Annotated in this window: 11 protein-coding genes; 2 read left to right on the top strand and 9 right to left on the bottom strand. The window is 68.0% G+C overall.

All coding sequences use genetic code 11. The annotated features are described in order from the left end of the window. Positions 1–25: 25 nt before the first annotated feature. Both THIARS_RS02240 and speB read right to left on the bottom strand, forming a co-directional pair. Entirely contained in the window at positions 26–1,408 is a 1,383-nt protein-coding gene (locus THIARS_RS02240; protein WP_094159282.1) for an NAD(P)/FAD-dependent oxidoreductase, read from the bottom strand. After that, positions 1,405–2,370 (bottom strand): agmatinase, encoded by a 966-nt coding sequence (gene speB / locus THIARS_RS02245; RefSeq protein WP_094159283.1) that lies wholly within the window; start codon positions 2,368–2,370, stop codon positions 1,405–1,407. The genes THIARS_RS02240 and speB overlap by 4 nt, the downstream gene beginning before the upstream one ends. 198 nt (positions 2,371–2,568) lie before the next feature. On the opposite strand from speB, the gene THIARS_RS02250 reads away from it, so the two are divergent. After that, positions 2,569–3,963 (top strand): aspartate aminotransferase family protein, encoded by a 1,395-nt coding sequence (locus tag THIARS_RS02250; RefSeq protein WP_094159284.1) that lies wholly within the window; start codon positions 2,569–2,571, stop codon positions 3,961–3,963. Here the strand turns inward: THIARS_RS02250 and THIARS_RS02255 are convergent. The 3 genes from THIARS_RS02255 to THIARS_RS02265 form a co-directional block, all read right to left on the bottom strand. Beyond that, the gene (locus THIARS_RS02255; RefSeq protein WP_094159285.1) at positions 3,960–4,466 is read right to left on the bottom strand and encodes a DsrE family protein; all 507 of its coding nucleotides are present in this window, start codon (positions 4,464–4,466) and stop codon (positions 3,960–3,962) included. The two genes, THIARS_RS02250 and THIARS_RS02255, sit on opposite strands and share 4 nt — an antisense overlap. A 465-nt stretch (positions 4,467–4,931) precedes the next feature. Continuing rightward, positions 4,932–5,861, bottom strand: a complete 930-nt coding sequence (locus THIARS_RS02260; RefSeq protein ID WP_186436539.1) for an oxygenase MpaB family protein — start codon at positions 5,859–5,861, stop codon at positions 4,932–4,934. 48 nt (positions 5,862–5,909) lie between these two features. Beyond that, on the bottom strand, positions 5,910–6,593 hold the full coding sequence (locus tag THIARS_RS02265) for an ArsR/SmtB family transcription factor (RefSeq protein ID WP_094159287.1): 684 nt from the start codon (positions 6,591–6,593) through the stop codon (positions 5,910–5,912). Between the two features lie 133 nt (positions 6,594–6,726). Here THIARS_RS02265 and THIARS_RS02270 point away from each other — a divergent pair, with 133 nt between their 5' ends. Then, positions 6,727–7,650 (top strand): DMT family transporter, encoded by a 924-nt coding sequence (locus THIARS_RS02270; RefSeq protein ID WP_094159288.1) that lies wholly within the window; start codon positions 6,727–6,729, stop codon positions 7,648–7,650. A gap of 74 nt (positions 7,651–7,724) precedes the next feature. Here the strand turns inward: THIARS_RS02270 and mrdA are convergent, their stop codons facing one another. The 4 genes from mrdA to THIARS_RS02290 all read right to left on the bottom strand — a co-directional run bounded on the left by mrdA (position 7,725) and on the right by THIARS_RS02290 (position 14,230). Continuing rightward, a complete protein-coding gene (mrdA, locus tag THIARS_RS02275) occupies positions 7,725–11,468 on the bottom strand; it encodes a penicillin-binding protein 2 (RefSeq protein ID WP_094159289.1) in 3,744 nt (1,247 codons plus the stop codon). 113 nt (positions 11,469–11,581) lie between these two features. Further along, the gene (gene mreD / locus THIARS_RS02280; protein WP_094159290.1) at positions 11,582–12,142 is read right to left on the bottom strand and encodes a rod shape-determining protein MreD; all 561 of its coding nucleotides are present in this window, start codon (positions 12,140–12,142) and stop codon (positions 11,582–11,584) included. A 23-nt stretch (positions 12,143–12,165) separates the two neighbouring features. Further along, a complete protein-coding gene (mreC, locus tag THIARS_RS02285) occupies positions 12,166–13,077 on the bottom strand; it encodes a rod shape-determining protein MreC (protein WP_094160574.1) in 912 nt (303 codons plus the stop codon). Between the two features lie 109 nt (positions 13,078–13,186). Beyond that, positions 13,187–14,230, bottom strand: a complete 1,044-nt coding sequence (locus THIARS_RS02290) for a rod shape-determining protein (RefSeq protein ID WP_094159291.1) — start codon at positions 14,228–14,230, stop codon at positions 13,187–13,189. Between the last annotated feature and the right edge of the window lie 73 nt (positions 14,231–14,303).

Here is a 14,303-nt window from a genome sequence, read left to right on the forward strand (position 1 = left end):
CAAATCCACGGCCTTGCGCCGAGAACTAAAACAAGTCGCGCAACCTGTACCAGAGCATGCCCAGGACCAGCGCGGGCGTGCGCAGCAGGTCTCCGCCCGGAAACGGGCGATGCTGCAGGCGGGCAAACAGGTCGAAGCGTTCGGCCTGCCCCGCGATCGCCTCCGCCGCCAGTTGCCCGGCAAGTCCGGTGAGGGCCAGGCCGTGGCCGGAGAAGCCTTGCAGGTAGTAGATATCGGGGGCCAGCCGGCCGAAATCCGGCGCACGGTTCATCGTGATGTCGACGAATCCGCCCCAGGCGTGGGTGACCGCGACATCGCCGAGTTGCGGGAACACCCGCAGCATGCCGCGGCGCATGGTGGCGGGAAGATCCTGCGGCGACACGGTGGAATAGCTGACGCGGCCGCCGAACAGGAGGCGGTCGTCGTCGGACAGCCGGTAGTAGTCCAGCACGAATTGGGTGTCGCACACCGCCGCGCGCGACGGTATCAGGCGCTCGGCGCGCGCGCGCCCCAAGGGTTCGGTGGCCATGATGTAAGTGCCCACCGGCATGATGCGCCGCGCCAACTGCGGCGCGACGGCCCCCAGGTTCGCATTGCCGGCGAGCAGCACGGCGTCGCAGCGCACCTCGCCCTGCGCCGTGCGCACGCACGCCCTGCCGCCGCCGTCGGTCCTCACGTCCAGCGGTGCCGCGGCGGCGAGGCGGCCGCCTCGCCCGAATCCGCCGGCCTGCCCGGACGCGGCCCCCGACGCGACGCCGCGCACCTCGCTGTCTTCGTGAATGACCACGCCGAGATCGACCGCGGCGCGGGCGAGGCCCAGGGTGTAGTTCAGCGGATGCAGGTGGCCGCCCTCGGGATCCATCACCCCGGCGCAGTAGCGTTCGCTGGCAACCTGCGCGCGCGTGGCCCCGGCATCCAGCCACTGCAGGTGACTGGCCCCATAGCGCTCCTGCATGGTGTCGACCCACTGCCGCAGGGCCCGCGCCTTCTTGGGCGTGACCGCCACCGACAGCGCCCCGGCGTTCCATCCGCAATCGATCGCATGTTCGGCGATGCGCTTGCGCATGAGGCGCACGGCTTCGCGCGACATGTCCCAGGCCGTCCGCGCCGCCGCCAGGCCGATCTGCTGCTCGAACGGCCCCATGTCGCTGGCGTAGCCGGCCAGCGCCTGGCCGCCGTTGCGCCCGGATGCGCCCCAGCCCACGCGCACGGCTTCCAGCACCACCACCTTCATGCCGCGCCGCGCCAGCTCGAGCGCGGCCGACAGTCCGGCGAGCCCCGCCCCGACGACGCACACGTCGGCGCGCACGCTCCCCGTCAACGGCGGGTGGGCGGGCGCCGGGTGGGCCGTGTCCTGGTAGTACGAGTTCCGCCCGAGCGCCTGGGCCTGGGCCTGCAGACGCATCATGAATCCTGCTCCGCGCGGCGCGCAACGGGCCCGGCGGCGAGGCGCGCACAAAGGTAGGTCCAGACCAGCACCGCCGCGGCGTTCGACGTCAATTCCGCGTGGTCGTAAGCCGGCGCCACTTCGACGCAGTCCATGCCGACGAACGGTAGGGGACGCGCGCAGAGGTCTTCCAGAAGGGTGAGCACTTGGCTCGTGCTGAGTCCGCCCGGCTCGGGCGTTCCGGTGCCGGGCGCGAAGGCCGGGTCCAGACAATCGATGTCCAGTGTGAGATAGACCGGCGCGTCGGTCGCCTGCAGGCGCTGGGCGGTGGCGCGCACCACGCCAGCCAGCTGCGTCGCACCGTCCAGCCCGCGCAGTTCACGCGCCGTGAAGATCAGCCCGCCGATGGCGCTCACATACTCCCGCGCCGCACGCTCGGCGGCCGAGCGTATACCGATCTGAACCAAGCCCCGGGGCAGCACGAGCCCCTCCTGCACCGCCTCGTACACCCAGGTCCCATGGCCTGAGGGTTCGCCGAAATGGTCCTCCCAGGTGTCGCAATGCGCATCGAAATGCAGCACCGCGAGCGGCCTTCCATGCAGTTCGCGCGCCGCGCGCAGCAGGGACAAGGTCATGGCGTGATCGCCGCCCAGCCAGACCATGTGCTGATGCCGCATCAACTCGAGCGCCTGGGGCTGCAGCGCGGCGCGCATCGCCGCCAGACTGGTGTTGGGCAGACGCAGGTCGCCATGATCCTGCACATGGCCGATGGGGGAGACGTCGAACAGCGGATGCGTGCCATCGCACAGCATCGCGCTGGCCTGACGAATCGCGGCCGGGCCAAAACGCGCGCCCGGGCGGTTGGTGGTGGCGCCGTCCCAGGCCACGCCGGCCACGCCGAAAGGGGCGGTCCCCGCTCCTGAAGCAGGGGCTGCGCCGAACCAATGCTGTTGTGCGAGAAACGCGAAACCGTGTTGCGCCATGATGCTTTTGAGAAGACGTTGTGAACGGGCCCTGCCGCACGGCCGCGCTGTTGACTGCACACAAAGCGGACTGGAGAATAGGCGAAATTTCCGCGCCTAGAAGGTGCCACTTTTTGCGCCGATCCCGGCACCACTTCATCGCGGCCCCGGTTCTGCGCGCAAATTCGCCCCCCGACCCCACGCCTGCGGCAACACCTCATGAACGCCAGCACCCCACCGCCCAAGGGCCATACGCCTGAAAGCATTGCCCGGTTTCTCGCCGCCGAGACGGCCCGTTTTTGCACCGCCCACCCCAAGGCCGCTGCGCTGCACCGGCAGGCTTCACGCCATTTCCTGTTTGGCGTGCCCATGCACTGGATGGCCGACGCCCCTTCGCCCTTGCCCCTGTTCGTCGACCGTGCGCAAGGCGTGCGCCTGCACGATGCGGACGGCCACGCGATCATCGATTTCTGCCTCGGCGACACCGGGGCGATGTTCGGCCACGCGCCGCCGCCAATCGCGCGCGCGCTGGCCGCGTTCGGCTCCCAGGGGGCGACCACCATGCTGCCCTCGGTGGCCGCACTGGAAGTGGCCGCGCTACTGGAGCAGCGTTTCGGTCTGCCGATGTGGCAGTTCACCGCCACCGCCAGCGATGCCAACCGCTTCGTGTTGCGCTGGGCGCGCGCCATCACCGCGCGCCGGCACATCGTGGTGTTCAATGGCTGCTACCACGGCACCGTCGACGACGTGTTCGTCGATCTCGCCGCGGACGGTTCGGCCCACACGCGCCCGAGCCTGCTCGGCCAGGTGCATGATCTGGCGGCCTACACCCGCGTGGTCGAATTCAACGATCTTCCCGCCCTGCAAGCCGCCCTGGAGGCCGGCGACGTGGCTTGCGTCATCACCGAGCCCGTGCTCACCAACATCGGCATGGTGCTGCCCGAACCCGGTTTTCTCGACGGCGTGCGCACGCTCACGCGCCGGCATGGTGCGCTCTTGGTGATCGACGAAACCCACACCATTTCGTGTGGCCCCGGCGGCTATACCGCCGCGTTCGGACTGGAGCCCGACATCCTCGTGATCGGCAAGCCGATCGCCGGAGGAACGCCGGGGGCGGCCTACGGTTTCACGGCCGACGTCGGCGCGCGCATGCAGGCCGCCAAGGACCACGCGCCGCCCGGCCATTCAGGCATCGGCACCACCCTGTCGGCCGGACTGCTGACCTTGCGCCTGATGCGCGCCATGCTGGCCGAGGTCATGACCGAATCGGCGTATGCGCACATGTTCGCCATCAGCCGCAAGGTGGCCGAAGGGCTGGAAGGCGCCATCGCCCGCCACGGCCTGCCATGGACGGTCACGCGCATCGGCGCGCGCTGCGAATACCAATTCGCACCCCAAAGGCCGCGCAATGGCAGCGAGGCCCGCGCGGCCTTCAACGAAACGCTGGAAGCCGCGCTGCACCTGGCCCTGCTCAACCGCGGCGTGCTGCTCACGCCCTTCCACAACATGGTGCTGGCCAGTCCGGCTCACACCATGGACGACGCCGAAAAGCTGATTGCTGCATTCGGCGACGCGCTGGACGGCCTCGCGGCCGCCCAGGCGCAGCCGGCTTAAGGCCGGATGTACGCGAATCCGGCCTTCTCGAGTTGCATGATGCGCACCACACCGGCCGGCACGATGACCACCGGATCGGCCAGCACCGGCATATGGCCGAGCTTCTTCGCCATGGCCTCCATGGTGTTGTGGCAGGCGTCGAACTCGATGCCCTCGTCATTCTGCGCTGCCAGGCGCGCCGCCACCGGGCTGTTTTTCAGAAGCATCTTCAGCCCCGGGCCGAAGGCCACGACGACGATGCGCACCTTTTCCTGGCCGAAGTGGTCCAGCACGTTTTGCGCATTGTTGAGCACCAGATTCCACAGCGCCGGGTCGTCCGAGTCGACTTGCAACACGAGGTTGTACTGCGCGAACGGCAGCTTGTGGATGAAAGCGGGCTGGTCGAACTTGAAGTCATTCAGCATCGACGGGTTGGCGGCGTGCGCCATGCCCAAGCCCCCCATCATCAGCGTGGCGCTCAAGAGCATCTGGCACGCGGCGCGCGCCCAACGGTGAATGTGCATAGTTGTCTCCTCAGATTACGGTGGAATGCCCCCGATCTTTTCGCACGAGGGGGCCTCAACGTGCCTTCAAACGACCACCCGCGCCGCGCGGAACTTGCGTCCGCTTGGGCAAGGACGGCAGACGAATCAGCGTTCAGCGGCGGGCAGGCCGCGCAGCGGCAGATGCTCCTGTGTTGCGGTCAATGACGCCGGACGCCGCGCGGCAAGCGCCCAACACCGTGGTGCCAGCCCATGTCGACAGGGTCCGCCTCGTTCGCATCATCCGCCACTTCTCCTCGGTTTGTGTGCGTCGCATTCTGCGCAAAATGCACGACAAGTCCAACAAATTGTTTAGATCAGGATTACCGAATTCAATGATGGATTATCCGCCGCCTAACCCCGCCGCTCAACGTCATATACATCAGACAGTATCCAGCGAGCCATGCATGGCTCCAGCTTGACACAAGACGATGACGGCACCGGCATTCAGGCGGCGCCAACCCGCCTCCTGGCCTGTGCCGCCACCCCGTCGCGCAAGGCCCAGCGCATCAAGGGCACACAGGCGCGCAAAGCGGTATGCGCCGCGGCCGTGGGCAGCATGGACCTGTCGGACAGGCCATAAAGCTCACGCGCCGGCTCAGGCAACAATGACCCGGCCGCCTGCACCATGAGTTTCACCGGCACATCGTTCACGCGTCCGCCCAAGGCGGCCAGCAGCCGGTCCACCGCGCTCCGCGTGGCCGGGCGGCTTTGCGGGTGACTGGCCATGCTGCGCAGCAGCCGCAGGATGGCCTGGGGCCGCGCGCCGCCGCGCAGCTCGGGCTGATACCGCTGGAGCGCCGCAAGCAGGCCGGCCCAATCGCGTGGCACGTCCCGGGCGCCCAGCGCCAGGGGCACGCGCGCCATTTCATCCACATAGGCATCGCGCTGCGCATCCGGCAGCCGCGACACGAGCCCGTCGTAGGCGCTGGCGAAGCAATACACCTCGGCGATGTGGATGAAGGTCAGCAGGTGCGGGTCGTCCGCCGCGTAGGGGCGACCGTCGGGAGCGGTGCCGCGCACGCGCGCGTGGATGGCGCGCACCCGCTCGACCGCCGCCTGCGCCGCCGCGCTGGGGCCATAGGTCGTGGTGGCGATGAACAGCGCGGTGCGGTGCAGCCGGCCGCGCAGATCGGCGCGGAAATCGGAATAGTCCCAGACCGCCGCCAGCGCCAGCGGGTGCAGCGCCTGCAGCAGCAGCGCGGCCACGCCGCCGGTCATCATCGCGACGAAGTCGGCATGCACGCGCCAGCTGACGGTATCGGGGCCGAACCAGCCGGGATCTCCGGCCGGCTGGGTGAAGTCCAGCGCCGCGCGGCTGTCTCCGGCCAGTTGGCGGACCTGCCGCGCCAGCGCTTGGCGCAAGGGAGATGTCATGTTTTCGAGCATGGGCGCATTGTGGCGCATGCCGCAGGCCTCCCGGGGTCATGCCTCCACGCTGACCCCGAAAGTGGATGCGAACCCGGCGACTCCCGCCTGGGTGAGGCGGACCGCGCGGCTGTCCAGCTGGTGACGGACCCAGCCCAAGTCGAGGCAGCGCCGATACAGCGCGATGCCGACCGGGGGGCCGAGATGGTGGCGTCGCTCGCTCCAGTCGATGCAGGTCTTGGAAAACGGATGGCGGCGCAAACGCGCGGCATCCAAGCCGAAATCGCCCAGGAAACGGATGCCGTCCGGCGTGAGGTGCGCGATGTCGTCCTCGATCCGGATGCATTGCCTGCGCTGCAGCGCGTCGCATAACGCGACGCCGAGCCGACCGGCGAGATGGCTGTAGCAGGTGCGCGCCGCCTGCAGCAGCGGATCAACGCGCGGGGGCGCGATGCGCGCCGGATTCTGCGCTGCCACCAGCATCAGCGACTCCAGCAGCGCGGCGATCTGCGCCGAGGCAAGACGGTAGTAGCGGTGGCGGCCCTGCTGCACCACCTCGAGCAGACCCGCCTCGCGCAGCGCGCCGAGATGGCCGCTGGCGGTGGGAGCGCTGACCGCGGCGCAAGCCGCCAGCTCGCCCGCCGGCAGGGCCCTGCCGTCTCCCAGCGCCAGCAGCATGGCGGCGCGCGCGGGCTCGCCGACCAGCGCGGCGATGCGGGCGATGTCGATGTCCTGGGTCATGGCGGAGTGTCTCTGTCCACGGTTGCGATGCCGCGATTGTGGCCGCCGCGAGAGCCTTTCGCTTCGGCGTAGACCGAAGCACGCTTTGCGGCATCGCAGAAGAATGGCAGCATCTCCATGTCGCCACGCCCCCATGACCCGCGATACACGAACCACCGAAGCCCAGGCAAAGCGCTCGCCCTTGGATGTCGTTCTGCTGTTGACGCTCGCCACACTTTGGGGAGCGTCTTACACATTCATCCGGCTTAGCGTTGTCACGATACCTCCGCTGACACTGATCGCAGCCCGGACGCTCATTGCCGGCTCTCTGCTCGCCGCGTGGATGACGATGCGCGGCATCTCCATCCCGCGTGAACCGGCACTCTGGCGGCGGTTTTTTGTCCAGGCGATGTTGAACAGCGTCGTCCCGTTTACGCTCATCGCATGGGCCGAACGATCCGTCGAGGCGGGACTGGCGACCATTCTGAACTCAGCGTCGCCCGTGTTTGCGTTCGTCGCAACTTGGCTCATCACCAAGCATGAGCATGTCCCGCCACGAAAACTGTTCGGCGTCGCCATTGGACTCGCGGGCATTTGCCTGATCGTCGGCACAAGCGTGCTGAGCGGCCTCGGGAACCAAGCCATCCCTCAGCTTGCGATTGTTGCCGCTTCCGTTTGCTATGCCGGTGCCGCGATTTATGGGCGCTCGTTCCATGGCCTGCCGCCCGCAGTTCCGGCTGCCGGCTCGATGCTGCTGGGTGCCGCGCTGCTGATTCCTGCCAGCCTGACCTTTGATCACCCTTGGACATTGCATCCTTCCATGTCCTCGCTAGGGGCGCTCCTCGCCCTCTCGGTGTTCTCGACCGCCGCGGCCTTCGTGATTTACTTTCGCCTAGTGCAAACGCTCGGTTCCGTAGGCACGACGGCCCAAGCGTATTTGCGCGTTCCGATTGGCGTCGCCCTGAGCATGATGTTTCTTGGGGAATCCCTGGCTCCAACAGCCTGGATTGGATTGATCTGCGTTGTCGCCGGCGTGGCGGCCATGACGATGCCCCACAGGACAAAAAACACCGCTTGAGTCGAGCGCAGACAGATCAGGTACTGTGAACCCGGCCGCCGCAGTGGTTCTGTGCGGCCGGCAACGTAGGGGGTTCAACTCTGGATCAGGCGCTTCGATTTGGCGATGGACAGCAGGATGCCGGTGCCCAGCATCAGCGTCACCAGCGCCGTGCCGCCATAGCTGATGAAAGGCAGCGGCACGCCCACCACGGGCAAGATGCCTGAAACCATGCCCATGTTGACGAAGGCGTAGGTGAAGAAAATCATGGTGATGGACCCGGCCAGGAGGCGGGAGAACATCGTCGGCGCGCCGGCCGCGATCATCAGGCCCCGCACGATGAAGAACAGGTAGGCGAGCACCAGCACGATGTTGCCGGCCAGGCCCCATTCCTCGGCCAGCACGGCGAACACGAAGTCGGTATGCGATTCGGGCACGAAATTCAGGTGCGCCTGGGTGCCGTGCAGATAACCCTGGCCCCACACGCCGCCCGAGCCGATCGCGATCATGGACTGGATGATGTTGAAGCCGGTGCCCAGCGGATCGGTCTGCGGGTCGAGCAGCATCAGGATGCGCTGGCGCTGGTAGTCGTGCATGAAGTGCCATAGCACCGGCGCGGCAGCCGCCGCGCCAAGCGCGAGCAGGCCCAGCACCCGCCAGGAAAGCCCGGCGAAGAAAATGACGAAGAACCCGGTGGACAGCACCAGCATGGCCGTGCCCAGGTCGGGCTGTTTCATGATGAGCCCGACGGGAATGGCGAGCAGCAGCGCGGCGATCGCGTAGTCCTTCAAGCGGATGAAACCCTCGCGCTTCTGGAAGTACCAGGCCAGCATCAGCGGCATGGCGATCTTCATGATCTCCGAGGGCTGGATCACCACGCCGACGTTGAGCCAGCGCCGCGCGCCCTTGCGCACCAGGCCGAACATCGCCGTCGCCAGCAGAAGCGTCACGCCGAAGACGTAAAGCGGCACGGCCACCTGCATCAGCCGCTGCGGCGGAATCTGCGCGACGATGATCAGCACGATGAACGCCACGCCAAGGTTGCGGAGCTGGTCGGTGAAGCTGATGTTTTGCCCCTGCAGGGCCGAGAACAGCACCACGCAGCCGATCGCCACCAGGGTCAGCAGGCCCGTGAGCAGCGGGCCGTCGAAGCCGGTGACATAGGGCCTGAGGCGGCGCCACAGCGGCGGGCGGTTGATGACGGTGCTCACAGGCGAACCCCTTCGTCCGGGTCCGGATTGTCGGCGCGCGCGCCAAAGCGGGTGAACAAGGGCCCGGGCTCGCAACCCGGCCGGGCGTAGCGCCCATGCCGCAAGGTCTCGGCGGCGATGGGCTGCGCGCCAGCGGCCGGCGCGGATGCGGGCGCCGGCCAGGGCCGGATGGCGGGCGCGGACGCCGGCTTGGCGCCCGGTGCCTGCGCACGTGCCCGACCTGCGTCCCTGGCCTGCGCCGCGCGCCGCGCGCCAACGGCAGAAGATGCCGCCGCGCCCGGCGCCGGCATCTTCGCTCCCGGCACGTCGGGCACGCCGTTCTTGCCGCCGGCGTATTGGAATTGAACGGGTTGCGGCTTGACGCCGGAGATCTTCTCGATTTCGGCCTCGCTCGGATACGTCCCCAGCAGGTGATAGTCCACCAGCTTGCGCGCGATGGGCGCGGCCGCCTCGGCTCCCCACCCGGCGTGCTCGACGATCAGCGCCACGCACACGGTGGGATTGTCCGCCGGGGCGAAGACGGTGTACAGCGCGTGNCGGCCAGGGCCGGATGGCGGGCGCGGACGCCGGCTTGGCGCCCGGTGCCTGCGCACGTGCCCGACCTGCGTCCCTGGCCTGCGCCGCGCGCCGCGCGCCAACGGCAGAAGATGCCGCCGCGCCCGGCGCCGGCATCTTCGCTCCCGGCACGTCGGGCACGCCGTTCTTGCCGCCGGCGTATTGGAATTGAACGGGTTGCGGCTTGACGCCGGAGATCTTCTCGATTTCGGCCTCGCTCGGATACGTCCCCAGCAGGTGATAGTCCACCAGCTTGCGCGCGATGGGCGCGGCCGCCTCGGCTCCCCACCCGGCGTGCTCGACGATCAGCGCCACGCACACGGTGGGATTGTCCGCCGGGGCGAAGACGGTGTACAGCGCGTGGTCCAGCAGATGCCGCGCCAGATCGGACGCGTTGTATTTCTGGTTCTGCCCCACGGTGAACACCTGGGCCGTGCCGGTCTTTCCGGCGCTGGTGTAAGGAGCGTCCTTGAACACGGCGTAGGCGGTGCCGTCGGGCTCGGTGTTCACGGCCACCATGCCGTCGTGAACCACCTGCCACATCGCCGGCGGCGGATCGACCCTTTCGGCCACGCGCAAGGCGGTGGGCTCGAAACGGCGCGACCGCATGTTCTCCACCATCCTGACTATGCGCGGCTTGTAGCGCGTGCCCCGGTTGGCCATGGCGGCCAGGGCGTTGGCCATCTGGATCGGCGTGAAGCTGTTGTAGCCCTGGCCGATTCCCAGGCTGATGGTCTCGCCCGGATACCAGCGCTGCTGCTCGGGATTCTTGTAGGCGCGGCGCTTCCAGGCCTTGGACGGCAGCAGGCCCCTGGCTTCGTCGGGCAGGTCGATGCCGGTAGGCAGGCCGAAGCCGAACTTGCGCGTGTAGTCGTGCATGCCGTCCACGCCCCAATCGTTGGCCACCATGTAGAAATAGGTGTCGCACGACACCGCGATGGCCTTGTGCATGTCGACCCGGCCGTGGCCGCCGGGCACGTCGTCGCGGAATTTGTGCTTGCCGAGCATGAAGTAGCCGGGATCGTTCAGCGTGTAGTTCGGCGTGCGGATGCCCAGGGACAGGGCGCCCAGCGCCAGGTAGGGCTTGTAGGTGGAGCCGGGCGGAAAGGTGCCGCGCAGCACGCGGTTGAGCAGGGGTTTGCGCGGATCCGTGTTGAGCGCGTTCCAGTTCTCGGGATCGATGCCCTCGACGAACAGGTTGGGGTCGTAGGTGGGCATGGACACGAAGGCGAGCACCTCGCCGGATCGAGGGTCCATCACCACGCAGGCGCCGGTGCGGTTGCCGTACAAATCCTCGGCCAGCTTCTGCAGGCGGATGTCGAGCGACAGCACCAGGGTGCTGCCGGGCACCGCGGGAACGCTGCGCAGCCTGCGCACGGGCCTGCCCACGGCGTTGACCTCCACCTCCTCGAAGCCGGCGATGCCGTGGAGCTGCTCCTCGTATTGCAGCTCCACGCCCGTCTTGCCGATGTGGTCGGTGCCCTGATAGTTGGAAGCCTCGTCGCTGTCGGCAATCCTGGCCTGCTCGTTCGGCCCGATGCGGCCGATGTAGCCGATGGCGTGACTGGCCAGCGCCCCGAGCGGGTAGCTGCGGAACAGCCTGGCGCGAACGTCCACGCCGGGGAAGCGAAAGCGCTGCGCGACGAAACGCGCCACCTCGGCATCGGTGAGCTTGTTGCGGATCGGCGTGGCCTCGAAGCTGCGGCTCATGCTCAGCAGGTTGCGAAAACGCCGCTCCTCGAATGCCGAAATCGGCAGGATGGAGCGCAGTGCTGCGATGGTTGCTTCCAGGCCGCGCGTCTTGCTCGGCGTGATTTCCAGGGTGTAGGCCGCGAAGTTGTTGGCCAGCAGAATGCCGTTGCGGTCGAGGATGAGCCCGCGCGTGGGCACCAGCGGCACGATGGCGATGCGGTTGTCCTGCGCCTGCAGGGAATACTGCCGATGGCGCAGAACCTGCAGCCACAGCCAGCGCCCGATGAGCAGCGCGAAACTCAGCACCACCACCAGCGCGGCCACGATGAGCCGGCGCCGAAAGCGCTGCAGTTCCCGCTCGACGTTCTTCAGTTCAGCCATGTCGGCACGTCCTCCGCACCGGCATGCCGGACGCTGCGCGACGCGGCAGGGTTCTCGAAATCGCGTTCACCATGGTTGGTGCCTGGTCATGCGGCGAAGTTCGATGCGGCGCTTCACAGCGGCCGATTCTGGTCCGTGTCGGGTGCACGGCGCTGCGGCGCCAGCAGCAGCCAGCTCAGGCCAGGCCAGAGCAGAGCCTGCAGCACGGGGGCCAGAAAAAAACTCCATCCGGGGAAACTGCCTCCGGTGGCCATGCGCACGATGAATTCCAGGATTTGCGCTGCGAAGAACAGCGGCAGCACCTGCAAGGCCTGCTGCGGCAGCGAAAACCACAGCAGCCGCCTGTGCAGCGCCACGGCCAGGAATGCCAGCAGGGTATACGCCAGCGCATGCTCGCCCAGCAGCGCGCCTTGCTGCACGTCCACCAGCAGGCCGAGCAGGAAGCCCGCCCCGATCCCCACGCGGCGCGGCTGATGCACGGCCCAGAACACCAGCGTGGCAGCGAGAACATCGGGCAGCCAGGGGTGCCGCCCCAACGGCAAGAACTCCACCAGCAAGGCCACCAGCAGACTGCCCCAGATGAACCAGGGCCGCGCCGCAAGCAGCAGCACCTCTCCCCGCCCGGCACCCTCGCCGGGTTTCGATCCCGGGGAGCGGCGCGAGGACAGTCGCATACGCATGGAAGACGTGTTCAGGCTCATGGATGCGCGGGAACGCCGCGCTTGGCTGCGGCGGGCGCCGGCGCCATGGCCAGCGGCGCCAGGGGCTTGAGCACCAGCACGTGGCGCCCCCCGTTGACATGCGCCAGCGGCGCGCACAACACCCGTGCGAAGGCCGCGTCGGGCCGCCGCTGCACCTCGGTCACGCGGGCCACGGCAAGGCCGGCAGGGTAGATGCCGTCCAGTCCGCTGGTCACCAGGATGTCTCCCACCCGCACATCGGTGTCGCTCGCCTGCCAGCGCAGTTCCATGCCGCCGGCCGTGGCGTCGGCATCGCCGGCCAGGATGCCGCGCTGGCCGTCGCGCGCCACCTCGACCGGCACGGCGGAATCGCGGTCGGTGACCAGCGTCACCTGCGAGCTGATCGGATCGACCTGCGTGACCTGGCCGAGCAGTCCGGTTTCGTCGATCACCGGCGAGCCCAGCGTCACCCCGGCCAGGCTACCGCGGTCGATGAACAACTTGCGCGAGAACGGGTCGCTGGCCTGCGCCACGATCTCCGCGGCGATGGAATGGATCGGCACGCTCTGCTTGAGCTTGAGCAGCGCGCGCAGGCTGGCATTCTCGCTTTGCAACTGGCTGGCGAGTTCGGCCTTCAGCGCGAGTTGCACATTGGCCTTGCGCTGGGCGTCGGCGTCCTGCTGCGCCTCGCGCAGCGACTCGAAATAACCGGCCATCGCCCCGAGCGCCAGGCCCGGCGCTCGCGCGATCTGCACGGCCGGCTCGATCACCGTGGCGATGACCCGGCGCAGCGGGGAAACCAGATGCCAGCGCGCGTCCATCGCCATGAGCAGCAGCGACAGCGCGGCATAGAACGCCAGCCGCGTGAACGCGGAAGGGCCTTGCCGGAAGAACGGCGGCGGCGTGCGCTCCAGGGTTTGAAAGGCCATGGCGTGGTCGGAGCCTGTCAGCAATACGGCATCTTGCGATGCGGACTCGAACGGTGTTTGGCGTCTTGCCGGCGCACGGCGTGGCGCCGCACGCCACCGCCCGGCCGATTCACTCCGAGGTGAAGATGGTGCCCAGACGGTCCATGCGCTCGAGGGCCATGCCGCAGCCGCGCGCCACGCAGGTCAGCGGATCCTCGGCGACCAGCACCGGCAGGCCGGTTTCCTCGGCGAGCAGGCGGTCCAGGTCGCGCAGCAGGGCGCCGCCGCCGGTAAGCATCATGCCGCGTTCGGCGATGTCGGCGCCGAGCTCGGGCGGGGTCTGCTCCAGGGCGTTCTTCACCGCCGAGACGATCTGGTTCAGCGGGTCGGTCAGCGCCTCGAGAATCTCGTTGCTGGAGATGGTGAAGCTGCGCGGCACGCCCTCCGACAGATTGCGGCCCTTGACTTCCATCTCCTTGACCTCGGAGCCGGGGAAGGCCGAGCCGATGTCCTTCTTGATGGCCTCGGCGGTCGGCTCGCCGATGAGCATGCCGTAGTTGCGGCGGATGTAGTTGAGGATGGCCTCGTCGAACTTGTCGCCGCCCACCCGGACGCTGCCCTTGTAGACCATGCCGCCCAGCGAGATGACGCCCACCTCGGTGGTGCCGCCGCCGATGTCCACCACCATCGAGCCGCTGGCTTCGCTCACCGGCAGGCCCGAGCCGATGGCCGCCGCCATGGGCTCCTCGATCAGGTAGACCTCGCTGGCGCCGGCGCCCAGCGCGGACTCGCGGATGGCGCGGCGCTCGACCTGGGTGGAGCCGCAGGGCACGCAGATGATGATGCGCGGGCTGGGTTTGAACAGCGTGGTCTCGTGCACCATCTTGATGAACTGCTTGAGCATCTGCTCGGTCACGGTGAAGTCGGCGATGACGCCGTCCTTCATCGGCCGGATGGCCTCGATGTTGCCCGGCACGCGGCCCAGCATGGCCTTGGCCTCGCGGCCCACGGCCTGGATGGTCTTCTTGCCGTTGGGGCCGCCCTCGTGGCGAATGGCCACCACCGACGGCTCGTCGAGCACGATGCCCTTGCCGCGCACGTAGATGAGCGTGTTGGCCGTACCGAGATCGATGGCCAGATCGGTGGAAAAATACCGTCGAAAAAGTCCGAACATGGCGGTTACTGGGGTTGAATGTGCGCAAAAAAGGCAACAAAACCTGAATCGAACGCTCGATTTTGTCGCGGAC

The sequence above is a fragment of the Thiomonas delicata genome, from assembly GCF_900088825.1.
GTDB classification, from domain to species: domain Bacteria; phylum Pseudomonadota; class Gammaproteobacteria; order Burkholderiales; family Burkholderiaceae_C; genus Thiomonas_A; species Thiomonas_A delicata.

What these genes read in the sequence shown, in the direction of transcription:
- THIARS_RS02240 (WP_094159282.1), bottom strand. Translation starts at nt 1,408, where the DNA reads ATGATGCGTCTGCAGGCCCAGGCCCAGGCGCTCGGGCGGAACTCGTAC.
- speB (WP_094159283.1), bottom strand. Translation starts at nt 2,370, where the DNA reads ATGGCGCAACACGGTTTCGCGTTTCTCGCACAACAGCATTGGTTCGGC.
- THIARS_RS02250 (WP_094159284.1), top strand. Translation starts at nt 2,569, where the DNA reads ATGAACGCCAGCACCCCACCGCCCAAGGGCCATACGCCTGAAAGCATT.
- THIARS_RS02255 (WP_094159285.1), bottom strand. Translation starts at nt 4,466, where the DNA reads ATGCACATTCACCGTTGGGCGCGCGCCGCGTGCCAGATGCTCTTGAGC.
- THIARS_RS02260 (WP_186436539.1), bottom strand. Translation starts at nt 5,861, where the DNA reads ATGACATCTCCCTTGCGCCAAGCGCTGGCGCGGCAGGTCCGCCAACTG.
- THIARS_RS02265 (WP_094159287.1), bottom strand. Translation starts at nt 6,593, where the DNA reads ATGACCCAGGACATCGACATCGCCCGCATCGCCGCGCTGGTCGGCGAG.
- THIARS_RS02270 (WP_094159288.1), top strand. Translation starts at nt 6,727, where the DNA reads ATGACCCGCGATACACGAACCACCGAAGCCCAGGCAAAGCGCTCGCCC.
- mreD (WP_094159290.1), bottom strand. Translation starts at nt 12,142, where the DNA reads ATGCGACTGTCCTCGCGCCGCTCCCCGGGATCGAAACCCGGCGAGGGT.
- mreC (WP_094160574.1), bottom strand. Translation starts at nt 13,077, where the DNA reads ATGGCCTTTCAAACCCTGGAGCGCACGCCGCCGCCGTTCTTCCGGCAA.
- THIARS_RS02290 (WP_094159291.1), bottom strand. Translation starts at nt 14,230, where the DNA reads ATGTTCGGACTTTTTCGACGGTATTTTTCCACCGATCTGGCCATCGAT.